The organism is uncultured Mediterranea sp. (genome assembly GCF_902493215.1).
Taxonomy (GTDB): Bacteria; Bacteroidota; Bacteroidia; order Bacteroidales; family Bacteroidaceae; genus Bacteroides.
On the sequence record NZ_CABUOL010000001.1, the window covers coordinates 31,196 to 56,434 of the forward strand.

General features: G+C 52.6%; 14 protein-coding genes. All 14 read left to right on the plus strand.

Going from position 1 to position 25,239, the window contains the following annotated elements:
- The first annotated feature begins 509 nt into the window (after positions 1-509).
- The 14 genes from RDO88_RS00145 to RDO88_RS00210 all read left to right on the plus strand — a co-directional run bounded on the left by RDO88_RS00145 (position 510) and on the right by RDO88_RS00210 (position 25,212).
- Positions 510-3,848 carry a SusC/RagA family TonB-linked outer membrane protein gene (locus RDO88_RS00145; RefSeq protein WP_307757420.1) on the plus strand — a complete coding sequence of 1,113 codons (3,339 nt, stop codon included), beginning with the start codon at positions 510-512 and terminating at the stop codon, positions 3,846-3,848.
- 20 nt (positions 3,849-3,868) lie between these two features.
- Positions 3,869-5,767, plus strand: a complete 1,899-nt coding sequence (locus RDO88_RS00150; RefSeq protein WP_307757421.1) for a RagB/SusD family nutrient uptake outer membrane protein — start codon at positions 3,869-3,871, stop codon at positions 5,765-5,767.
- A 193-nt stretch (positions 5,768-5,960) separates the two neighbouring features.
- Positions 5,961-7,133 (plus strand): DUF1343 domain-containing protein, encoded by a 1,173-nt coding sequence (locus tag RDO88_RS00155; protein WP_307757422.1) that lies wholly within the window; start codon positions 5,961-5,963, stop codon positions 7,131-7,133.
- A 105-nt stretch (positions 7,134-7,238) separates the two neighbouring features.
- Entirely contained in the window at positions 7,239-8,708 is a 1,470-nt protein-coding gene (locus RDO88_RS00160; protein ID WP_307757423.1) for a sodium:solute symporter, read from the plus strand.
- A gap of 19 nt (positions 8,709-8,727) precedes the next feature.
- A complete protein-coding gene (locus RDO88_RS00165; RefSeq protein ID WP_307757424.1) occupies positions 8,728-11,799 on the plus strand; it encodes a xanthan lyase in 3,072 nt (1,023 codons plus the stop codon).
- Between the two features lie 73 nt (positions 11,800-11,872).
- The gene (locus RDO88_RS00170) at positions 11,873-13,684 is read left to right on the plus strand and encodes a PQQ-binding-like beta-propeller repeat protein (protein WP_307757425.1); all 1,812 of its coding nucleotides are present in this window, start codon (positions 11,873-11,875) and stop codon (positions 13,682-13,684) included.
- Positions 13,685-13,706: 22 nt separating this feature from the next.
- Positions 13,707-15,179, plus strand: coding sequence for a glycosyltransferase (locus RDO88_RS00175; protein ID WP_307757426.1), 1,473 nt, complete (start codon positions 13,707-13,709; stop codon positions 15,177-15,179).
- Positions 15,180-15,237: 58 nt separating this feature from the next.
- Positions 15,238-16,173 (plus strand): DUF4922 domain-containing protein, encoded by a 936-nt coding sequence (locus tag RDO88_RS00180; protein WP_307757427.1) that lies wholly within the window; start codon positions 15,238-15,240, stop codon positions 16,171-16,173.
- Positions 16,174-16,193: 20 nt separating this feature from the next.
- Complete coding sequence (locus RDO88_RS00185) at positions 16,194-17,537, plus strand: SpoIID/LytB domain-containing protein (protein ID WP_307757428.1); 1,344 nt, start codon at positions 16,194-16,196, stop codon at positions 17,535-17,537.
- A 19-nt stretch (positions 17,538-17,556) separates the two neighbouring features.
- Positions 17,557-18,882 (plus strand): MFS transporter, encoded by a 1,326-nt coding sequence (locus RDO88_RS00190; protein ID WP_307757429.1) that lies wholly within the window; start codon positions 17,557-17,559, stop codon positions 18,880-18,882.
- 26 nt (positions 18,883-18,908) lie between these two features.
- Positions 18,909-20,180, plus strand: coding sequence for a DUF1343 domain-containing protein (locus RDO88_RS00195; protein WP_307757622.1), 1,272 nt, complete (start codon positions 18,909-18,911; stop codon positions 20,178-20,180).
- A gap of 18 nt (positions 20,181-20,198) precedes the next feature.
- A complete protein-coding gene (locus RDO88_RS00200) occupies positions 20,199-23,165 on the plus strand; it encodes an FAD-linked oxidase C-terminal domain-containing protein (RefSeq protein WP_307757430.1) in 2,967 nt (988 codons plus the stop codon).
- Between the two features lie 5 nt (positions 23,166-23,170).
- On the plus strand, positions 23,171-24,364 hold the full coding sequence (locus RDO88_RS00205; protein WP_307757431.1) for a heparan-alpha-glucosaminide N-acetyltransferase domain-containing protein: 1,194 nt from the start codon (positions 23,171-23,173) through the stop codon (positions 24,362-24,364).
- Positions 24,365-24,375: 11 nt separating this feature from the next.
- Positions 24,376-25,212: a BadF/BadG/BcrA/BcrD ATPase family protein gene (locus RDO88_RS00210; protein ID WP_307757432.1), complete on the plus strand. Its 837-nt coding sequence runs from the start codon at positions 24,376-24,378 to the stop codon at positions 25,210-25,212.
- Positions 25,213-25,239: the final 27 nt, after the last annotated feature.

The window sequence follows — 25,239 nt, forward strand, 5'->3', positions numbered from 1 at the left end:
AGCCTCCAGCATATTCTTTCTCAAGGCTATACAAAAAAGGCATTACAGGAACAATTGTAGCCAGAACAGCTGCATACTCATAAAACACTGGCCACCAGCATTTATCAATCAACCGAGAGCCTTATTTCTAAATACGACATCCTTCTCATCATCTTATTTCCATCAACAACCCAAAGGTATCCAAAGGTATAACTCGAAACATATTTTAATACTTAGAAACAATAATTTTTCAATTCAAAAGCCGTTTCAGCGACAATGAAACTGTTAATTTAATGTGAATTATTGAATATAAATCAAAAAATAACAAGTTCTAAATATCGATTAAAACAAAAATAAAACTATCTTTGGCAAAGCAATGGTTGACAGAGCAATCCAAACCTAAAGCCTTGAACATCCACAACTCATAAAAACAGGTTACGAATAGAAACTAATAAAAAGACGTTGAATATGAAGACTATCATTTTATAGTAATTTATATACCAAACCTATTTTTAATAAAATCACTACTTATGAAAGAGGACCGCAGACAACGGAGACTTTCCAACAGGAAACTCTTCGCAGCTGTAGCCATTACAGCACTATTTCTAAGTGGAAGCGTCCCAGCCGCTGCACGGACAGCTTCCGAACGTTCCAACGAAACAATGGAACAAATGCAAACCCAAAGCATTACGGTCACGGTTGTAGACTCCCATGGCGAACCCATTATCGGTGCCAACGTCATTGAGAAAGGTACTACAAACGGTGGCATAACAGACCTTGACGGAAAAATCAAACTGGAAGTAAAGCCCGACGCCATCATCCAAGTGTCATTCGTAGGCTATACCACCCAAGAAGTAAAAGCCGCCCCCAATTTACAAGTTACCTTAAAAGATGATACCGAACTGCTGGACGAAGTGGTAGTCGTCGGCTATGGTTCACAAAAGAAAGTCAATCTGACAGGTGCTGTTGCATCGGTCGACGTTGCCAAGACCATCGACAGCCGTCCTATCACCGATATCGGACGTGCCTTGCAAGGAAGCGTCCCCGGCCTGACCGTCACGACAAATTCCGGTGAAATAGGCAGTGCACCGACTATCAAGATTCGCGGCAGCATCGGCTCACCGAACGGCGATGCTAACCCCTTAATCTTAGTTGACAACGTAGAAGTAACCGACATATCCATGGTCAACCCCGATGACATCGAAAGTATCTCCGTATTGAAAGATGCAGCTTCCGCCTCCATCTATGGTGCTCGCGGTGCATTCGGTGTACTGTTGATTACGACCAAATCCAAAACCAAGCATGAACGTCTTTCTATCAAATACACCAACAACTTCGCCTGGCGTACTCCGACCAAAACGCCGGAGCAACTTCCCGGCTGGCAACAGGCAGACATCAACCTGCAGGGTGTCATCAATGAATCCAAAGGCGCGACCGCATTCTATAACGTAGTAGGCAACATGCGTGTTGACGCAACAGCGGTACAGAAAATGAAAGAGTATTGGGATGCCTACGGATATGGCGACCAGTTCGGACGGGAAATGGAACTTGGCCGAGACTTTGAATTCCGCGACGGAGGTATGTTTTTCTACCGTACATGGGATTGGTATGACATGTATATCAAGGACTGGTCACCCCAGCAGACTCATAACATTTCTATCAATGGCGGAAATGGCAAGACCAATTATAACATTGCCTTAGGTTACCTGAACCAGGATGGCATGATGGAAATCAACTCAGATTCCTACAAACGGTACAATGCCAATATCTCCCTGAATTCTGATTTGAACAAATACGTGTCCATCCGTACAGGCATCATGTTCACACGTTCGGACTATGACAAGCCCTTCAACTATGCTTCGGACCTATATGACCCATTGTACTATCTGTATCGCTGGCAACCGATGATGCCGTATGGTACATTCGAAGGTAAAGAATTCCGCAATGCCCTGACGGAGCAAAGTACAGCCCCTATGACCAGACAGCAGAATGAATACATCCGTCTGACCGGCGGCGTGACCATCAAACCCATCAAAGACCTGAGCATTGACGTGGACTTTGTATACAGCACCATCAACGACCGCTACAAGAAATATGGTACGCCCAGCAAAACAGCAGGATATGAAATCTTTACTGCCAGACCGACTGTTGACGACCTCCGCAATTCTTATGGGAACTATATATCCAGCAGTTATGACTACGTATACCAGGAGAATGGACGTACAGAGAACCTGACAACCAATATCGTAGCTACTTACGCCAAACGTTGGGGCGACCACGATTTCAAAGTAATGGGTGGTTCGAACCTCGAAAAGAGCGAATACGAATACTATTGGGCCCAGCGCAAAGGCCTTCTGGATCCGGAAAAGCCGGAGCTGAATATGGCCACAGGCGACCAGACAACCGGTAGTTCACACTCCTGGTGGTCGGTAGCAGGTTTCTTCGGCCGTATCAACTATGCCTACAAAGACCGCTACATGATTGAGCTGAACGGACGTTACGACGGTTCTTCCCGCTTCCCGTCCGGAGACCGCTTCGCATTCTTCCCATCTTTCTCGGCCGGTTACCGCATCTCAGAAGAAGCTTTCATGGAATCGCTGAAGCCTTACCTCAGTACACTGAAACTACGTGGTTCGTGGGGTATGATCGGTAACCAGGATGTAGGAACCGACCGCTTTATCTCAACCTTGAGTACATCGCAAGACAGCTGGATTATCGACGGGCAGAAGGTTCAATCCACACAAATGCCCACCTTGGTATCGTCTTCACTCTCCTGGGAAAAAGTGGCTACATTGGATTTTGGTGTAGACGCCCGATTCTTTGACGACGAGCTTGGAGTAACTTTCGACTGGTACAATCGTACGACAAGCGACATTCTGACTACCGCCAACCTGCCTTGGGTTCTCGGAGCCGATGCACCTTATCAGAATATGGGTGAAATTCAAACCAAAGGCTGGGAATTGGCCGTAGACTATCGACACACGTTCAAAAACGGTTTCCACTTTGGCGTAACCGCTTCTCTGTCCGATGATCAGACCGAAGTCACCAAATGGACCAACAACACACAGCTTCCTACTTATGGAGCTACCGGCTGGTGGAGCACCAGCGCCTACAAAGAAGGAATGATACTGGGCGACATCTGGGGTCTGCAATTCGACCGCTTCCTGACTGAAGACGATTTCAACGCAGACGGTTCTTTGAAAGCAGGTATTCCCGACCAGACCCAAGTTTTCCCCGGCAATTATCAGTTTGCTCCCGGCGATGTGCTCTACAAAGACCTGGATGGAAACGGCAAGATTGAAAAAGGTACGCAAACCACAGCCCCCGGCGATATGTCCATCATAGGTAATGCATTGCCCCGTCTCCAGTTCGGTTTGAACCTGGACGCAGCCTGGAAGGGATTTGATGTCAGCATGTTCTTCCAAGGAGTAGGCAAGCGTAATTTATGGGCAGCCGGCAACCAGGTACTACCCGGCTTCACCACAGGCGAACCTTACTACGTAGGAGCCGAAGACTACTGGACTCCTGACAATCAAGACGCCTTCTATCCAAGACCAATGGTTTACAGCCAAGCACAAACGGGTAACTACAACGTCAACGACCGCTACATGCTGAACATGGCCTATATGCGTCTCAAGACTCTTACCGTAGGATACACGCTTCCCAAGAGCTGGTTAAGCAAGTTCAAAGTAGAAAACCTGCGTGTCTACTTTACTGGTGAGAACCTCTTTACGGTCGACGGTGTCAAACCTGCCATTGACCCTGAAATAGGTATCCGCACCGTAGGAACCAGCAGCGACGCACGTAACTTTGGACGCAGTTATCCGTATCAGAAGACCGTATCCTTCGGTATCCAGCTCAGTTTATAACCTAACATACTTTGTGAATCATGAAAAAGAAACATCTATTATATTCCGCTTGTTTCCTGGCACTCGCTTCCTTAAGCAGCTGCGAAAACTTCCTTGACAAGGAACCTTTGGACAAGCAAACCAATGACACGTATTGGCAAACTGAAACTTCCTTGCGCACTTATGCACAAGATTTTTATTCATCTTACTTTGAAGGATACGGCACAGATTATACCGTATTCGGCGGATATTTCTCTGGCGATGACTATACAGATGACTTCATCAATCTGAACAACGCCAATACTTACAGTGCCGGCTATATCTATTTCCCGACATCGGCCACAACCGACTGGAACAGCAAGACCGCCATTTGGTCAGACAACTACAGCATCATCTACAAAGCCAATGTCATGATTGAAAAAATCCCTGGGATGGATATTTCCGAAGAAGCAAAGAACCACTGGACAGGCGTCGCCAAATACTTCCGCGCCATGGCCTACAGTGCTTTGCTCAAAGCCTATGGAGGTGTACCCTACGTCGACAAAGTGGCAGATCCAGCCGATCCGACCCTCTACAAGGATCGCGACTCCTACCTGTTTGTCGCACAGAAAGTGCTGGAAGATTTCCAATATACCTTGAATTATGTACGTAATGACGACACCAAACGTCAGGTAAACCGCTATGTTGTAGGAGCCTACATGTCGCGTGAACTGCTCTACCATGCCACATGGCTAAAATACCACGGTACAACCGTAGGCCCGACTTCCGAAACCGTCGCTGATGCAGATATCAAGGAACTGTTGCAAGGGGCCATCAACGGAGCTGATGCCGTCATGAGTTCCGGCCTATACAAAATAGGAAACACCTATAATGCCCTGTTCACAACCGACGATTTGGCAAACAACCCTGAAATCATCTGGTACCGCGAATATACCACCGGGTTGCAATGCAATGCCCTGATGTCCTACAACGGTCCTGAAGACCAGACACAGGGCGGTGTTACCCAAAACGTAATCGAGTCCTATCTCTGTACCGACGGATTGCCCATCGGCCAATCCCCCCTCTACGAAGGGAAGGATGACCCAAGCATCTGGAATTCGTTCAAGAACCGTGCCCCGCGTCTCTACCAGACCGTGGCCGACAGCCTGCGTATCATGAGCGCCTTGGGTACCAACTATTCCGAAGGAACCTCACCGACAGGATATGCCACCAAGAAATTCCTGAATGACGAATGGCTGAAAAGCGGATCGGCATTCTGTACCGGCATTCTGAGTCCGGCCGACGCTCCCTGTTTCCGCTATGCCGAAGTGCTGCTGAACTATGTGGAAGCACGTTACGAGATAGCCCGAGTAGGTGGAGATGCCTTCACACAGGAAGACCTGAACAAAACAATCAACCAGCTCCGCCAGCGCCAGCTCACGAAATGGGGAAGCACAGAAGCACAGACCATGCCGCAAGTCCAGCTTGGCAACGGTAACATCACCGTCAACGGCGTAACCATCAACGACCCGGCCCGCGACCCCGAAGTGGATCCCGTCCTGTGGGAAATCCGTCGTGAACGCCGTATCGAACTGATTATGGAAGGACGTCGCGGTGAAGACCTCCGCCGTTGGGCCAAATTCGAATACCTCAATTCGGAGAATGCAGACGGCACACCCAGCAAGACATTCCTGGGTGCCTATGTCAACGTTGCCGACTACGAAGGCATGAAGTCGAAAAACGAAAAAGGCGACCGCGTTCTCTTCCTGTTCGACCCGGCCGATCCAAGCAATCAGGATACGGACAAAGGGTACATCAACTATCTGCAAGGAGACGACCTGCGCGTATTCAAGAAAGGCGATCTGAACTCTGAACGCTACTATCTGCGCGCCATTCCTGCCGAGCAGATAACGGTTTACAAGGACAATGGCTATACGCTGACACAAACCCCCGGATGGTAAGCTATTGATTGTACAAAAAAAGTAACTTCTGGATCGGCCCTTCCACGAAAAGCAGGAAAGGGCCGGCCCGAAGTTATCCGAACAGACAACAGCTACCATTCAGCATACAACAAGTCCAAAGAATAGGAATTTTTAAGTACAAACCTATCCAAAAAATAGTATCTTTGCCCATATCTATCTAAAGTATATCAATATGAAAAAACTTCTAATACCGATTATTCTTCTATGTGCCCTCTGTTTACGGGTATTCGCACAATCCGATGAACGAGTCATCCTGGGCGATGAACAGACTTCCGAATATTTCCCCATGCTGAAAGGGAAACGGATTGCCATCTTCTCCAACCACACAGGAATGGTCGGCGACAAACATCTGCTGGATATCTTGCTGGAAAACAAGTTCAACGTTGTAGCCATCTTCTCGCCCGAACACGGCTTCCGCGGCAACGCCGACGCCGGCGAACATGTATCAAGCTCTATAGACTCAAAAACGGGAGTGCCCATCCTGTCGCTTTACGACGGCAAGCTGGGTAAACCAAGCGAAGCATCCATGAACAAGTTCGACCTGCTCATTGTCGACATTCAGGACGTGGGGCTCCGCTATTATACCTACTATGCTTCCATGTGCCGACTGATGGATGCCTGCGCCGAATACGGCAAGAAGATGCTGATACTGGACCGTCCCAATCCGAACGGCCATTACGTAGACGGCCCGATACTCGACATGAAATACAAGTCGGGCGTAGGTTGGCTGCCCATCCCCATCGTACATGGCATGACGCTAGGCGAACTGGCCCTGATGGTGAACGGTGAGCACTGGTTGCCCGAGTCGCGTACCTGCGATGTGACCGTCATCCCCTGCAAGAACTACACGCACCAGACGATGTACCAGCTGCCCATCCCGCCATCGCCCAACCTCCCGAACATGAAGTCCGTCTACCTGTATCCATCGACCTGCTATTTCGAGGCAACACCCGTCAGCCTGGGACGAGGCACAGATAAGCCTTTTCAAGTGTACGGACATCCCAACATGAAGGGGTATAATTTCAGCTTCACGCCACGAAGCGTGCCCGGCGCCAAGAATCCGCCCCAGCTCAACAAGTTGTGCTACGGCGTGGACTTGAGCGGTATGAGCGATGAAGAAATCTGGAAACGGGGAGTCGATCTGACTTACGTCATCGACGCCTACCGTAACCTGAACCTGGACGACCATTTCTTCCGCTCCTTCTTCGAAAAGCTTGTAGGCGTGGGCTATGTGCGCAAGATGATTGAAGACGGAAAGAGTGCCGACGAAATCAAAGCCTGCTGGCAGGACGATGTCAAGAAGTTCAAGAAACAGCGCAAGCCTTATCTGCTCTACGCAGAATAAGCCTCATAGAGACAAGAATAGAAAAGCAATGTTTTTCCAACCTTAAAGCACTGCTTTCCGAGGACGAAAGCAATGCTTTGCCAAAAGCATAAAAAACAGATAGAAATGACTACCGTTTGGATCATACTTACAACCATCGCATGCTACTTTGCCCTGCTGTTCATCATCTCGTGGATAACAGGCCGTAAGGCCGACAATGCAGGCTTCTTCACCGGCAACCGAAAGTCGTCGTGGTACATGGTGACACTGGCCATGATCGGCGCCACCATCTCGGGCGTCACCTTCATTTCCGTCCCAGGCGCCGTGTTGCACGGAGGGTATTCCTACATGCAGATGGTTTTGGGCTTCTTTGTCGGCTCCATCTTCGTGGCCTTCATACTGATTCCGCTCTTCTATCGGATGAACCTGATGAGCATCTACGGCTATCTGGAGAGCCGCTTCGGCCTGGCCTCTTACCGAACGGGCGCCTGGTTCTTCTTCGTATCCAAGATGCTGGGAGCATCGGTACGCTTCTTTGTGGTGTGCGTCGTGCTGCAATCGCTGGTTTTTGCCCCGCTGAACGTACCCTTCTCGCTGAACGTAGTCATCACGGTAGCCCTCATCTGGCTCTACTCTTTCCAAGGAGGCGTCAAGTCGCTGATATGGACCGATTCGCTGAAAACCATCTGCCTTGTACTGTCGGTAGTATGCTGCATTGTCTTCATTGCCGGCAGCCTCAATCTGGGCATCGGCGACCTGCCGGCGGCCATCGGCAACCATCCCACCAGCCGCACATTCTTCTTCGACGATCCCAATGACGGACGTTACTTCTGGAAGCAGTTCATTGCCGGCGTGTTCATGGTGATAGCCACCACAGGCCTCGACCAGGACCTGATGCAGCGCACCCTGAGCTGCAAGAACTTCAAGGAGTCGCAGAAAAACATGATATTGAGTTCGTTCATACAAATATTTGTCATTGGCCTGTTTTTGGTGCTCGGTACCCTGCTCTACATGTATGCGGATGCCTACATGCCGGGGCAGAAAACGGCAGGCGACGCCCTGTTCGGAGAAGTGGCGTGGAGCGAAAACTTCCCCATTTTCATAGGTATTATCTTCATAATAGGACTGATTGCGGCTGCCTACTCGGCAGCCGGATCAGCCTTGACCGCCCTGACGACCTCATTTACCATCGACATACTGAAAGCCAACGAAAAGCAGGATGAGAAGAATCTGTCGCTGACACGCAAGCTGATTCACTTCATCATGTCACTGCTGATGGTCATCGTCATCATCATCTTCTACGAGCTGAACGACGACAGCGCCATCAATGCCGTCTACAGCCTGGCCGCCTATACCTATGGCCCCATTCTCGGCATGTTCATCTTCGGCATGGCATGCCGCAAACCCGTTAACGACCGATGGGTACCATTGGTAGCCGTCCTCTCCCCCATTCTATGCTACATACTGAAAAGTCATAGCGAAGCCTGGTTCGGCGGTTATCAGATCAGCTTCGAGCTGCTCATCATCAATGCTTTGATTACGGCTATCGGGCTTTGCCTGCTGATACGAAAAAATCAAACTGTAACCCAACCTTAACCAGTCAATCGAAAACGATATGTACGCAAGACATCACTTTTGGAGGGCATTGCTCATCATGCCCATGCTTCCCTTTGCAGGATACGCGCAAGAGCTTCCTACAGACCTTTACCAAAGGATTGGCAAGTATCTGGATTGTGTGGCCAGCCGAGAGGTATCCATCGGTCCGATCAGTATCGATTCTGTCGCAACCGAAGGAAAGACCCTCCAACTGTTTGCCAACACCAACTGTTCTTACATTCCTTTCCGTGAAGACAATGTGGACGAGATTTATCGGACGGTAAAATCGATGCTTCCTGCCGAATGGGAAGGTTATCGGCTCGAAATCCGTACCAACGGACGGAGCATTGAAGAACAGATTCCGTTGGCCCTCCGAAGCAAGAAGGACAGGAAAGCAGTTTTTCCCCAATTAGGGAAAAATATTCCCCTAACCAGCAAAAAATCTTTGCCCTATGCACCTACCCGAGGATTGAACAACCGCCACATCGCCCTGTGGCAAAGCCACGGCTATTATTATGAAGCCAAACTCGACCGTTGGGAATGGCAACGTGCCCGTCTTCTACAGACAGTGGAAGACCTCTACACCCAAAGTTATGTCCTGCCCTTTCTTGTACCTATGCTCGAAAATGCCGGTGCCAATGTTCTGCTTCCTCGCGAACGCGATACACAAACTCACGAAGTGATAGTGGACAATGACGGAAATCTGAAGGGAAGCTCCTTATACATAGAAAGCGATGCCGACCGTCCGTGGCAGAATGGTGACGGACAAGGCTTTGCACACCAGCGCTACATCTACAAAGATTTTGAAAATCCTTTTTTGGAAGGGACCTACCGTCAGACCGAAACCATCCGAAAAGGAAAAGAAAGCATAGCCGAATGGATACCAGAAATTCCAGAAAGCGGCCGATATGCCGTCTATGTATCTTACCGTTCTCTGCCCAACAGCACGGAAGATGCCCGATATACCGTCTACCACCGTGGCGGAAAGACAGAATTCAGCGTCAATCAAACGATGGGCGGAGGAACGTGGATTTATCTGGGTACATTCAGCTTCGATAAGGGACGCAACAACAGCTGTAAGGTTACCTTGAACAACCGCTCGGACAAAGCAGGACGAATCATAACCGCCGACGCCGTCAAGATAGGCGGAGGTATGGGAAACATCGCCCGCAGCCGTTCGCCTCAAGGTACAACCGAAAATCTGAAAAGCTCAGACAAGCGCAACCTGCAGCCTGTCGACGCTTCAGCACCCAGTATATTCGATAATTACAGTCAACCTCAAACCAGTACATACCCCCGTTTCTGTGAAGCCGCACGCTACTGGCTGCAATGGGCAGGCATCCCCGACAGCATCTATTCAGAGAGTCAGGGAAAGAATGACTATACCGACGATTACAAGTGCCGTGGTATCTGGGTGAACTATCTCGCAGGCGGTTCCTCCGTCAATCCCGACGAGAAAGGCCTGAACATTCCCATTGATCTGGCTTTTGCCTTCCATTCTGATGCCGGCACCACCCTCAACGATTCCATCATCGGCACGCTGGGTATCTATTATACCGACGTTTATGGAGGTAAATATGCTAACGGAGTTTCCCGCTACCTGGCCCGCGACCTGACCGACCTGATACAGTCGAATATCGTACGCGATATCCGTTCCTTGTATGAGCCGGATTGGAGCCGTCGAGGCATGTGGAACAAATCCTATTTCGAAGCACGTGTACCCCGCGTACCCACCATGCTGCTCGAGATGCTTTCGCATCAGAATTTTGCCGACATGCGATACGGACTCGACCCGCGCTTCCGTTTCACGGTCAGCCGTGCCATATATAAAGGCATGCTTCAGTTCATCAGTTCGATAAGTGGAACAGACCACATTGTACAGCCACTCCCTGTTGACCACCTCTCACTAAAAATGACCAGCGAAAATGAAATCGAACTATCGTGGGAACCCGTATCCGACCCGCTCGAACCGACAGCACAACCCGAACAATACATCGTCTACACCCGTATCGGAAACGGTGACTTCGACAATGGGGTGTTGGTAAAAAACAATAGCTATCGCGCTCAGTTGCCTGCCGGAGTGGTATGTAGCTACAAAGTGACAGCAGTCAACAAGGGTGGTGAAAGTTTCCCATCCGAAATTCTTTCTGCCGGACGTGCCTTCAACAGCAAAGGATGTGTACTCGTAGTCAACGGCTTCGACCGCGTCAGTGCCCCCGCCGATTTCGTGGCACCTGCTCCCGCCGACACTCTGCTGGCCGGTTTTTGGGACAACCTCGACCATGGAGTACCTTATATAGAAGATATTAGTTACGTAGGCTCCATGAAAGAATTTCGCCGATCCATTCCCTGGATGGACGACGATGCATCCGGATTCGGCGACAGTTACGGCGACTATGAGACAAAAGTGATAGCAGGAAACACATTCGACTATCCGGCCCTACACGGTTCAGCGATACTGAAAGCAGGCTATTCGTTTGTATCGTGCAGCGACGAAGCAGTTGAAGACCGACAAGTTTCATTAAACGATTATGCTTATGCCGATCTCATCCTTGGCAAGGAATGCCAGACCAAAATAGGACGGGGAGTCAAGCCATTGGAATACAAGACCTTCAGTCCCGCCCTACAGCATGCCCTGACCGATTATTGTACACAAGGCGGCAATCTGTTCGTATCGGGTGCTTATGTCGGTACGGATTTGTGGGACAACCGTCTGGCACCTTCACTGGAAGCCGACCGGAAATTTGCAACCGATGTATTGAAATACAGCTGGCGTGTCGGTCAAGCCGCTCGTTGTGGCCAAGTCAAAAGCGTACCTTCACCTTTCGAAATTCTCAAAGGTAACTATACATACCATAATGAACTGAATACCGAATCGTATGCTGTCGAATCGCCCGATGCCATCGAGCCGACAAAAGGCGCCTATACCATCATGCGTTATACAGAAAACAATCTTAGCGCAGGCATAGCCTATCGGGGTTCATACAAGACCATTGTACTTGGTTTTCCGTTCGAGACAATCCGTACTGAAGAAGAGAGAAACGAACTGATGGATAACATCCTGCAATTCTTTAATACAACAAACAACTAAAACCATGATTCCAACCATTTCCAGATTTCAGTTATACATCAGTATCCTGCTGTTGCTTCTATTCCCAAAGAATATGCAAGCACAGCAGGAGCGTTTCCGCTTTGTTCAACTGACAGATATCCATTTTTCACCAGGCAATCCCAATCCAACGGAAGACCTGTTACGATCCGTCGCACAAATCAATGCAACGGACAGTATCGATTTTGTGTTGGTAACGGGTGACCTGACAGACAACGGAGACCGCACGTGCATGGAGCACGTCAAATCATGTCTCGACCTCTTGAAAGTGCCCTACCACGTTATATTGGGCAATCATGAAACGAAATGGAGCGAATCGGGTTGCACCGCCTTTTCAGAGATATACGGTAACGAGCGTTTCAGTTTCATGCACAAAGGTTTCCTCTTTCTGGGGTTCAATTCGGGACCGTTAATGCGTATGGCCTACGGACACGTAGTGCCGCAAGATATCGAATGGATGACTGCCGAGATTGAAAAGGCAGACAAAGACACACCCATCATCCTCGTTACCCACTATCCCATGCTGGAAGGTGATGTGGACAACTGGTATGACGTAACCGACGCTGTGCGCCCCTACAACGTACGGCTCTTCATTGGAGGGCACTACCACCGCAACCGCCAACTGAGCTATGACGGCATTCCTGGTATCTTGATGCGCAGCAATCTGCGTGACTCTGATGGCAAACCAGGCTATGGTATCTATGAAGTCGGCCCGGATTCCATCCGCGTTTATACTCAGCGTATAGGTGAGCCCCAAAAGCAATGGGCCTCTTATTCACTCACTCATACTTATTATGACCATCAGGGCAAAGCAGAACAATACCCTGACTATTCCATCAACCAGGATTACCCACAAGTAAAAGCAGTTTGGACGGTACAGACAGGCGTAGGCATCTACTGCTCGCCAGCCACAGATGGTGAACGGGTATTTGTTGCCGATGATTTGGGCAATCTGACCGCCTACAGCCTGAAGAAAGGTAAACGCCTATGGAGTTTCGCCGCCGAAAAGCGCATTGTGGGCACTCCTGCCGTGGCAGACGGTGTGGTAGTATTCGGTTCGGCCGACAAACACATTTACGGCGTAAGTTCCATGGACGGCAAGCTGCTTTGGACACTCAAAGCGTCAGCTCCCGTGCTGGGAGCCGTAGCCATCGCAGACGGCACGGCCTACATTGGTGCCAGCGACCATACTTTCCGAGCCATCAACCTGAAAAACGGAAAGTTGATTTGGGCCTATACCGGCGTGAAAGGTTACATCGAAACACGCCCGTTACTGGCAGGCGGTAAAGTGATATTTGGTGCATGGGACAATACACTTTACGCCCTCGACCAACAGACAGGCCGTGAGTGCTGGAAATGGACACACGACCTGCCAGGCATCCACTATTCACCGGCAGCCGTATGGCCTGTAGCAGCCGACGACAAAGTGTTCATCGCCGACCCCAAACGTGCCCTGACAGCTATCGACCTCCTCACTGGGCAGACCGTGTGGCGCACCTTCCAATCGCAGGTACGCGAAAGCATCGGTCTATCTGAAGACGGTCAACGCATCTACGCCAAGACCATGAACGACAGCATCGTCTGTTATGCGGCCCAAAAACAGGAAGCCAGCCAAATATGGGCCACCGATGCCGGTTTCGGTTATGAACACGCCCCCTGCATGCTGCCTGAGCAAGACGGCATCGTCTATACCAGCACCAACGACGGAGTGGTATGTGCTCTGGACGGACGTACCGGTCACCTGCGTTGGCAGCATAAAGTGGGTAACTCGCTTGTCAATACCGTGGTTCCTTTGAAACACGGTTCATTACTCGTAAGCAGTACGGATGGAACCATCACGTTACTACAGGATAAGAAACAGAAATAATTATCATTAAACTATAACAACCATGGAAAGAATTGATTGCTACCTCCTTTACACAGGAAACAATGACATAAAGCAAACCGTTAAAGGCCTGCAAGCCACAGGCCAGGTCGCACAAATCACCCTCTTCGGTTCCGAGACACCTGCCAACCGACTTGAAGGTTGCGGCTTCATATCTGCTTCCAATCCTTTTGGAAGCCAAAGCCTGAAAACTATCGCCGCACAGGCCGAAGCACCTTACACCCTACTTTACACCAAGGATACCATCCTCAATCTGGGTATGTTTGCTCTGGAACGCATGGTACATATTCTGGAAGACAGCGGTGCAGGTATGGTTTATGCCGACCACTACCAACTTAAGGGAGGCCAGCAGAGCATCGCACCCGTCATCGACTACCAGCAAGGTTCGTTACGCGATGATTTCGACTTCGGTTCCGTTCTTCTGTTACGTACCGATGCCTTGAAGGAAACTGCCTCACGTATGAAGGCCGATTACCAGTTCGCCGGGCTCTACGACCTGCGCCTCAAACTGTCACAACAATACGAACTGGTGCACATCAACGAATATCTCTATACTGAAGTAGAGAATGATACCCGCCGCAGTGGTGAAAAGATATTCGACTACGTGGATCCGAAGAACCGCAACCGCCAGATTGAAATGGAAGCGGCCTGCACTGAACACCTGAAGGAAGTGGGTGGGTACCTGAAGCCGGAGTTCGAACACATCGAATTCAACCGTGGCAATTTTGAATACGAAGCATCGGTCATCATCCCCGTGCGAAACCGTATCCGCACCATCCGTGATGCCATCCGTTCGGTGCTGACACAACAGACCGACTTCCGGTTCAACCTCATCGTCATTGACAATCATTCGACCGACGGAACGACCGAAGCCATTGACGAGTTCGCAAACGATGATCGTCTCATTCATATCATTCCCGAGCGGAACGACTTGGGTATCGGCGGCTGCTGGAACCTGGGCGTACACCACCCCCGTTGCGGTAAATTTGCCGTTCAGTTGGACAGCGATGACGTCTACAAGGACGAGCACACACTGGCCACGATGGTGCGCGCCTTCTATGAACAGAACTGCGCCATGGTAGTGGGCACATACATGATGACCAACTTCGACATGCAGATGATTCCGCCCGGCATCATCGACCACCGCGAATGGACACCCGAGAACGGGCGCAACAACGCCCTGCGCATCAACGGTCTGGGAGCACCACGTGCCTTCTATACCCCCGTGCTGCGTGAGGTGAAGGTGCCCAACACCAGCTACGGCGAAGATTATGCGCTGGGACTAAACATCTCGCGCCGTTTCCAAATAGGCCGCGTCTATGACGTCGTTTACCTTTGCCGCCGCTGGGACGACAATTCCGACGCCTCGCTCGATGTAGTGAAGATGAATGCGCACAACCTTTACAAGGATCGTATCCGCACCTGGGAGTTGCAGGCACGCATCGCGCTGAACAAGCATGAATTCTCCTCTAAATAGCTATCGATGGAAATAGCATATAACATATAAGATGTAAAAAAATAGTTACAACATACCTATGAACAAAGAAGTAAACGACCTGCTGGACCGACAACTAGCCAGCTGGGAAACGGCGCGCCGGAACTACGATGCTCTCTCAGGCGTACGGGTAAAGGAACTGAACGTGCTCGGTGTACCCTATAAGGTGCAGTTCAATCCCGCCCGCATCGTCTCCTCCGGTGCCAAGGTCGATGCCCAGTCCATCAAGGAGCGGCGCTGCTTCCTCTGTGCCGCCAACCGGCCTGCCGAACAGGAAGGCATCCTTTTCCGGGGGCACTACGAAATACTGGTAAACCCATTCCCTATCTTCCCGCGCCACCTCACCGTGCCCGAGACCGGCCATTTGCCCCAGCTCATCGCCAACCGCTTTGCCGACATGCTGGAGCTGGCCCAGGAACTGACAGACTTCACCATCTTCTACAACGGGCCGCGTTGCGGTGCCTCTGCCCCCGACCATGCCCACTTTCAGGCGGGCAGCCGCGGCTTTATGCCCATTGAGGCCGACTGGCGCACGCGAATAGCCGAGACAGTGGTGCAAACCGCTCATGCCACCCTTTACAGCCTGAACGACGCACCGCGTACAACGCTTGTCATCAACACCGATGATGCCGGCGAGGCCTCCCGCCTCTTCCAGGCCATCTATCAGGCCCTACCCGTGCACGAAGGCGACGAAGAACCGATGATGAACGTCCTGGCCTTCTACGAGTCGACCCACTGGACGGCCTTCGTCTTCCCCCGTGCCAAGCACCGTCCCGCCTGCTACACGGCCGAAGGAGACGCCCGTCTGCTCAGCAGTCCCGCTTCCGTTGATTTGGGCGGTGTGTTCATTACTCCCGTCGAACTGGACTTCCTGAAGATAACAGCCGACGACGTGGCACAAATATTGAGCGAAGTATGCCTTTCACCCGAAGCCTTTGCCCAAGTAAAGGCTCGCATCCATAACAAGATCCATTAACCAGAAATAGAAACAATATCATGAACGAACCCTACGTACAAGTCGGAATCGTATTCGACCCCCAGATAGAATTTACATTGCTGACTCCCTACCAGCAAAACGGCCAGAAGATGGACGGTCATCAGACCGCCACCTTCGACCACGGCCGCATCCTATGGCAAGGCCGCATCTATGACGAACTTCTCTTCGAACCCGAAGACGAACAGACGGCCTCCTTCGAACTGCACGGTGTCACCATCGGAATCAACTTCCATTGGGAACGCAAGGAAAACCAACGCTTCCAGGGTGCCCTGCGCATCATCGTAGAAGACAACCACCTGACCGCCGTCAACGTCATACGTGTGGAAGACTACCTGACGAGTGTCATCTCCAGTGAAATGAGTGCTACTGCCTCGCTGGAATTGCTGAAGGCCCATGCAGTAATCTCGAGAAGCTGGCTATTGGCCCAAATCAACAAAAACAAGGAAATCGAAGCACACCATACAGACTACTCGGCCTATACGCAAACCGATGACGAACTGATCCGATGGTTCGACCGCGAAGATCATACCCGCTTCGACGTCTGTGCCGACGACCACTGCCAACGCTACCAAGGCATCACCCGTGCCTCCACAGATATTGTGCGCCAGGCCATTCAGGCTACGCGCGGACAGGTACTGATGTCAGAAGACAAGATATGTGACGCCCGCTTCTCCAAGTGCTGTGGTGGTGCCTTCGAAGAGTTCCAGTACTGCTGGGAAGACACGCCCTACCCTTACCTGCGCAAGCAGCTCGACCGCCGCATCCGCCAGGGACAGACTTCTGTACCCGACCCTGCCCTGCCCGATCTAACCGTCGAAGCAGAAGCCGACCGCTGGATACGAACCTCACCCGAAGCTTTCTGTAATACTACGGACAAGCACATCCTGTCACAGGTGCTCAACAACTACGACCAGGAGACAACCGATTTCTACCGCTGGCGGGTTGAGTACACACAGGAAGAGTTAGCGGCTCTTATCCTCAAACGTTCGGGAGTGGACTACGGACAGATTATTGACCTCATACCCGTGGCCCGCGGTACCAGCGGCCGTCTGTGGAAACTGAAGATTGTTGGCACCAAACGTACCCTGACCATTGGCAAGGAGTTGGAAATACGACGTACGCTGTCGTCCTCGCACCTTTACAGTTCGGCTTTTGTAGTGGACAAGCACGATCTCTCTCCAGAAGGTATCCCCGCACGATTTACCCTCATCGGAGCCGGCTGGGGACACGGTGTAGGCCTCTGTCAGATAGGCGCTGCCGTCATGGGCGAGCAGGGTTACAAGTATGACGAAATCCTGCTGCACTACTACATCGGAGCCAATATAGAGAAGATTTATTCATAAACAGACAAACATACGGATCATGAACCAACAGACAAAGAATATCAATCCCTGGCTATGGGTTCCCACCCTGTACTTCGCCCAAGGTATTCCCTATTTCATCGTGAACAACATCTCCGTAATGATGTTCACCAAGATGGGTGTCCCTAATGGAGAAATGGCTTTGTTTACCAGCCTGCTCTACCTGCCGTGGACCATCAAACCCTTCTGGAGCCCGTTCGTGGACATCATCCGGACTAAGCGTTGGTGGACAATAGCTATGCAGGTACTGATGTCCGTCGCCTTCATCCTGCTGACGCTGGCCATCCCAAGGCCGGAGGAAACAGACATTGCCGCGGGCACAACACCCATCAGCCTGTTCACCTTCACGCTGATCCTGTTCATCATCACGGCCTTCGCCTCGGCAACCCATGACATTGCTGCCGACGGTTTCTACATGCTGGCGCTGAAGCAGAGCGACCAGGCCGCCTTCGTAGGCATCCGAAGCACGTTCTACCGACTGGCTTCCATCTTCGGTCAGGGCGTGCTCGTAGCCATTGCCGGTGCCATCGAGCTGAAGACGAAAGACATCCCGCTGTCGTGGACCATCACGATGCTCGTCACCGCCGTCCTGTTCAGTCTGGTGACATTCTACCACATCTTCGTGGTGCCCAAACCCGCTTCCGACAAGCCCACACTGGCAGCCGGAACCGTCAGTGCCAAAGCCATCTTCCGAGAGTTCGGGCGTACCTTCGCCACCTACTTCACCAAGCCGGGTGTACTGCTGGCCATCGTATTCATGCTGCTCTACCGCCTTCCGGAAGCGTTCCTGATCAAGATGTGCATGCCCTTCCTCGTAGCCTCCAAGGCGTCGGGCGGACTCGAACTCTCCACTGCCGAAGTAGGCATCGTATATGGTACCATCGGAGTCATCTTCCTCACCTTGGGCGGTATTCTGGGCGGTCTGTTCGCCTCACGCCTCGGTCTGAAGAAATCCATCTGGTGGATGGCCGGCTGCATGACCCTGCCGTGTCTGACGTTTGTCTATCTGGCCATCGCCCAGCCCGACAACGTAGTCATCATCTCCACCGCCATCGCCATCGAGCAGTTCGGCTATGGCTTCGGCTTCACAGCCTACATGCTCTACATGATGTACTTCTCCGAAGGTGAGTTCAAGACATCGCACTACGCCATCTGCACGGCCTTCATGGCACTGAGCATGATGATACCAGGCATGTTCGCCGGATATATTCAGGAGGCTATCGGATACACGGACTTCTTCTGGCTGGTAATGGTGTGCTGCATTGCCACGGTCATCGTTACTTTCTTCGTGGACAGGAAGATTGACCCGGAGTATGGAAAGATATGAAGACAGACTATATAGATAGAACGACCATGAACAGAAAGAATATACTTACATCCGGCACAGGACTTGAGAAAACTCTCCTGTTCCTCTTCCTGTGCCTTTCTCTCAGTGCACAGGCCCAGAAGATACGTATCAAGACGGGCATCGAGGTGCTGAAGGCACAGAACTTCCGCTGCCTGGAGGGCAAGCGTGTGGGCCTCATCACCAACCCCACGGGCGTAGACAACGAACTGCGCTCTACCATCGACATCCTGCATGAAGCGCCGAACGTCAACCTCGTGGTTCTCTACGGACCGGAACACGGCGTGCGCGGAGACGTACATGCCGGCGACCACGTAGCAGACCAGCGCGACCCTGCCACCGGCCTGCCCGTCTATTCGCTCTACGGCAAGACGCGCAAAGCCACGCCCGAAATGCTGAAGGACGTCGATGTACTGGTGTATGACATCCAGGACATCGGCTGCCGCTCGTTCACCTACATCAGCACCCTGGGACTGGCGATGGAGGCTGCCGCTGAGAATGGTAAGGAACTCATCGTGCTGGACCGCCCCAACCCGCTGGGTGGACTGAAAGTAGAAGGTAACCTGACGGAGGACGATTGCATCTCCTTCGTCAGCCAGTTCAAGATACCCTACGTTTACGGTCTGACCTGCGGCGAGCTGGCTTTGCTGCTCAACGGCGAGCGGATGTTGACAGGCGGCGTGCAATGCAAGCTGACAGTCATCAAGATGAAGGGCTGGAAGCGTCGCATGGACTACACGGCCACGGGCCTGCAATGGATACCCTCGTCGCCCCACATTCCGCACCCTCACTCGGCCTTCTTCTACCCCGTGAGCGGTATCCTGGGCGAACTGGGCTACATGTCCATCGGCGTGGGCTACACCATCCCCTTCCAGATGTTCGCCGCTTCCTGGGCCGAAGCTGACAAGCTGGCCGACGCACTGAACGATTTGCACGTGCCCGGCATCATCTTCCGCCCCATCTACCTGAAGCCCTTCTACAGCGTGGGCAAGGGTGAACAGCTGCAAGGCGTACAGGTGCACATCACCGACTACGCCCGCGCGCCGCTCAGTCCCCTGCAGTTCCTCGTGATGCAGGAAGTGGCCCGCCTGTGGCCCGAACGCGCCGTCTTCGACCATGCCGACAAGGGCCGCTTCGCGATGTTCGACAAGGTGTGCGGTTCGCACCAGATACGCGAACGCTTCACGAAGGCCAATCGCTGGGAAGACATCCGGCCCTACTGGGAGAAAGACGTGGAGAACTTCCGCCGAATATCCACGAAATATTATTTGTATCGATAAGTCCAAAAAGACAATAATATGAAAGAACCTTATCTGTCGTTTCTGCACGAAGCCTCGCGTTTCATCCCACAGGAACGCATCTATACCGACGAACTGCGGCGTCTGGCCTGGGGCACAGACGCGGGCTTCTACCGCCTCATCCCGCAGATTGTCGTCCGTTCGGACGGCGAGGACGAAGTAGCCAAGCTGCTCCGCCTAGCCGACCGTCTGAACCTGCCGGTCACCTTCCGTGCCGCGGGTACAAGCCTGTCAGGTCAGGCCATCAGCGACTCCATCCTCATCGTGGCCGGCAAGCACTGGGAACAATACTCCATCAGCCCCGACGGTAGCCAGATTACCCTGCAGCCGGGCATCGTGGGGCAACGCGTCAATGAGTTGCTGGCTCCCTACGGACGGAAGTTTGCCCCCGACCCCGCCTCGGTGAAGAGCGCCATGGTAGGCGGCATCGTGATGAACAATGCCTCGGGCATGAACTGCGGTACGCATGCCAACAGCGACCGCGTGATGCTCTCGGCACGTATCGTCCTGACCGACGGCACGGTACTCGACACAGCCGACCCTGTGAGTCGCACCTCCTTCGAGGTGACCCATCGCGACTTCATCCGCAACATCTGCCACCTGCGCGAACGTATCCACGCCAACTCCAAACTGCTGGAGCGCATCCGCTACAAGTATGCCATCAAGAATGTCACGGGCCTTAATCTGTTGCCTTTCATTACTTTTGACGACCCGTTCGACATCATCGCCCACCTGATGGTGGGCAGCGAAGGCACCCTGGCCTTCCTCTCGCAGGTGACCATGCGCACCGAGTACGACTATCCCTACAAGGCCAGCGCAATGGTTTACTTCACAGACATCCGTGAGGCGTGCCGGGCCGTGGTAGCCATGAAAAAGCTGACCGACCCGAAAGAAGAATGGATTGTGAAAGGTGCCGAACTGCTGGACTACAAGAGTCTGTCGTCCGTGGACGACCCCATATATATAAAGTATAAAGGAGAAGCCACAGACCCGTCAGGTCTCACTGCCGTACTGACCGAGACCAAGGCCCGCACACCCGAAGAGCTGAAGACCCGCATTGCTGCCATTGTGCAAACCCTCTCGGCCTTCCATACCTACATACCCGTACACTTCACCGACAATCCGGCAGAGTATGGCAAGTATTGGGCCATCCGCTCGGGCATCTTCCCCAGTGTGGGAGGTACGCGCCGTCCCGGCACGACCTGCCTCATCGAAGACGTGGCCTTCCACATCGAAGACCTGCCCGAAGCCACCGCCGACCTGCAGGCCCTCATCGCCCGCCACGGCTACGACGATGCCTGTATCTACGGCCATGCCCTGGAAGGAAACTACCACTTCATCCTCAACCAAAGCTTCTCCACCCAAGCCGAAGTGGACCGCTACGAGGCACTGATGGAGGACGTCAAGACACTGGTGGTGGACAAGTACGACGGCTCCCTGAAAGCTGAGCACGGTACGGGTCGCAACATGGCTCCCTACGTCCGATACGAATGGGGCGACGAGGCCTACGAGGTGATGAAAGCCGTGAAGCATCTCTTCGACCCGAAAGGACTGCTCAACCCCGGTGTCATCTTCAACGACGACCCCAAATGTCACCTGAAGTACTTCAAGCCGCTGCCGCTGCTAAATGAAGAGGTAAGAATGAAGAATAAAGGAAGTGAAGACAAGCGTACACAAGGAGATTCTTCATTCTTCACTCTTCATTCTACATTAAATAAGATTAACCGCTGTATTGAGTGCGGCTTCTGCGAAGTGAACTGCCTGTCGTGTGGCTTCACCCTCTCATCGCGCCAGCGCATCGTCATCCAGCGCGAACTGGCCCGCCTGCGCCAGGAAGGCAACGATCCCGAACGCCTTGCCCTGCTGGAAAAGCAGTACCACTACCTGGGCAACCAGACCTGCGCAGGCGACGGGCTCTGCTCCCTGTCCTGCCCCATGGGCATCAACACAGGCGACCTGACCCACCTCGTACGCCAACGTCTCCTGCCCCCCGGCAGTACGGGCTACAAGGCCGGCGACTATGCTGCCCGCCACTTCGCCGGCATCAAGAGCGCCCTGCGCCCCGTACTCACCCTGGCCGACACTGCCCATGCCGCATTGGGCACCGCCATCATGAGCAAACTGACCCGAGGCATGCACAACTTGCTTGGTATCCCGCAATGGACACCGGCAATGCCGAAGGCTTTTAAAATGAAGAATCCACAAGATGTAACCTCCCATTCTTCGTCCTCCGCCCAAGCTGATCCACTGAAAGTAGTGTACTTCCCCAGCTGCATCAACCAGACCATGGGGCTGGCACGCAAGTCGCCCGTCGAGCAGGCGCTGGTCAACAAGATGGTAGCCCTGCTCCACAAGGCAGGCTATCAGGTCATCTTCCCCAAGGACATGGAGAAGCTGTGCTGTGGTACCATCTGGGAAAGCAAAGGCATGATAGACATAGCCGACCGCAAAACGCATGAACTGGAAGAGGCCCTGTGGGAAGCCAGCGAACAGGGACGTTACCCTGTGCTCTGCGACCAAAGTCCCTGCCTGCACCGCATGCGCGAAACCATCCGTCGCATGAAGCTCTACGAACCGGCCGAGTTCATCTACACCTTCCTGCGTCCCCGCCTCGTATTCAAGCCTGTCGACCGTCCCGTGGCCCTGCACATCACGTGCTCCATGCGCAAGATGGGACTGGCCAACACGCTCATCGCTCTGGCCCGTCTGTGCTCCACACAGGTGTTCGTACCCGAAGAGGTGGGCTGTTGCGGCTTTGCGGGCGACCGTGGTTTCACGCATCCCGAACTGAACGCCTATGCCCTGCGCAAGCTCCGCCCGCAGATTGAAGAACGGAACATCCAGATAGGCTACAGCAACAGCCGCACGTGCGAGATAGGCCTCACCACCAACTCGGGTATCCCCTACGTATCGATAGCCTACCTGGTGGATGAATGTACAACCGCTAATGACAGAAAGGAGGAATAACCGATATGAACAAACCGCAAACCAACAGCAAACGTATCCTTGCCCTCGACATTCTGCGGGGCATCACCATCGCCGGCATGATTCTGGTGAACAATCCCGGTTCATGGGGACACATCTACGCTCCCCTACGTCATGCCGAATGGAACGGGCTGACACCGACAGACCTGGTGTTCCCCTTCTTCATGTTCATCATGGGCATCTCCACCTATATCTCACTGAAGAAGTATGACTTCGCCTACAGCCATGCCACCCTCCGGAAGATTCTGCGGCGCACCGTCGTCATCTTCGTCATCGGCATGGCCATCGGCTGGTTCTCACGCTTCTGCTACTACTGGGCATCTGCTCCCGACGACCAGAGTTTCGGGCAGAATCTGTGGGCATCGGTATGGACGTTCGACCGCATGCGTATCCTGGGCGTCATGCAACGCCTGGCTCTGTGCTACTGCGCCGCTTCCATCGTGGCTCTCACGATGAAGCACAGCCGCATTCCCTACCTCATCGCCACGCTCCTCGCGGGCTACTTCATCCTGCTGATGGCAGGCAACGGCTTTGCCTACAACGAAACCAACATCCTGTCCGTCGTGGACCGCGCCATCCTGACACCTGCCCACATGTACAAGGACAACGGTATCGATCCCGAGGGCCTGCTGAGCACCATTCCTTCCATCGCCCACGTGCTGCTGGGCTTCTGCGTAGGCCGCATGATGCTGGGCGACAAGAATGCCGCCAGCCGCAGCCGTGAGGAAGTGCTCCAGTCACACCTCGTCAAGCTGTTCCTGACAGGCACCATCCTTACCTTCAGCGGCCTGCTGCTGAGTTACGGATGCCCGCTCAACAAGAAGATATGGTCGCCCACCTTCGTGCTTACCACCTGTGGTCTGGCCTCCAGTCTGCTGGCCCTGCTCATCTGGATTATCGACGTAAAAGGCTACAAGCGCTGGAGTCTGTTCTTCGAGTCGTTCGGTGTGAACCCGCTGTTCATGTACGTACTGGGAGGTGTGCTGAGCATCCTGTTTGGTTGCATCCGCCTGCCCTGGGCTGACGGAAGCATTTCCATCCACGGATTGCTCTACGACAAGATGATGCAGCCGCTCTTCGGAGATACCGGCGGCTCGTTGGCCTATGCCCTGATATTTGTCGCCATCAACTGGTGCATCGGCTACCAATTATATAAAAGGAAAATATACATCAAGATATAAACATTATTATTATGATACTGATAGCAGACAGCGGCTCTACCAAAACCGACTGGTGTTTGGTAGAGCATGGAGAAGTTCTCCAACAGATTTTTACCAAAGGTACCAATCCTTTCTTCCAGAGCGAAGAAGAAATCAGCAACGAGATAGCAGCCAACCTTCTGCCCCAACTGAAGACGGCCGAAGCAGATGCTGTCTATTTCTATGGAGCCGGTTGTGCCTTTCCCGACAAGATAGAGATCGTTCGCCGCGCCATCCTGCACCATCTGCAGGTGAAAGGTGAAGTGGAAGTGAGTACCGACATGCTGGCCGCCGCCCGCGGCCTGTGCGGACATCGTGCAGGTATCGCCTGCATCATGGGTACGGGCTCCAACTCATGCTACTACGATGGCGAGAAGATTGTGCAGAACGTATCGCCCCTGGGATTTATTCTGGGCGACGAAGGAAGCGGTGCCTGCCTGGGCAAACTGCTGGTGGGCGACATCCTGAAGAACCAAATGACTCCGGAGCTGAAGGAGAAGTTCCTCAGCCAGTTCAACCTGACGCCAGCCGACATCATCGACCGTGTTTACCGCAAGCCGTTCCCCAACCGTTTTCTGGCCAGCCTGTCTCCCTTCCTGGCACAAAACCTCAACGAACCTTGCATACACAGCCTGGTACTGAACAGCTTCAAGTCGTTCTTGAAACGCAACGTCATGCAGTATGACTATCAGAACCACGAAGTCCATTTCATCGGCTCCGTAGCCTACTACTACAAAGACGTGCTGGCACAGGCTACCGTCGAAATGGGTATCCGCCTGGGCACCATCCTCAAGAGCCCCATGGAAGGCCTCATCGCCTACCACCGCTAACCGCTAACCACTAACCACTAACCGCTA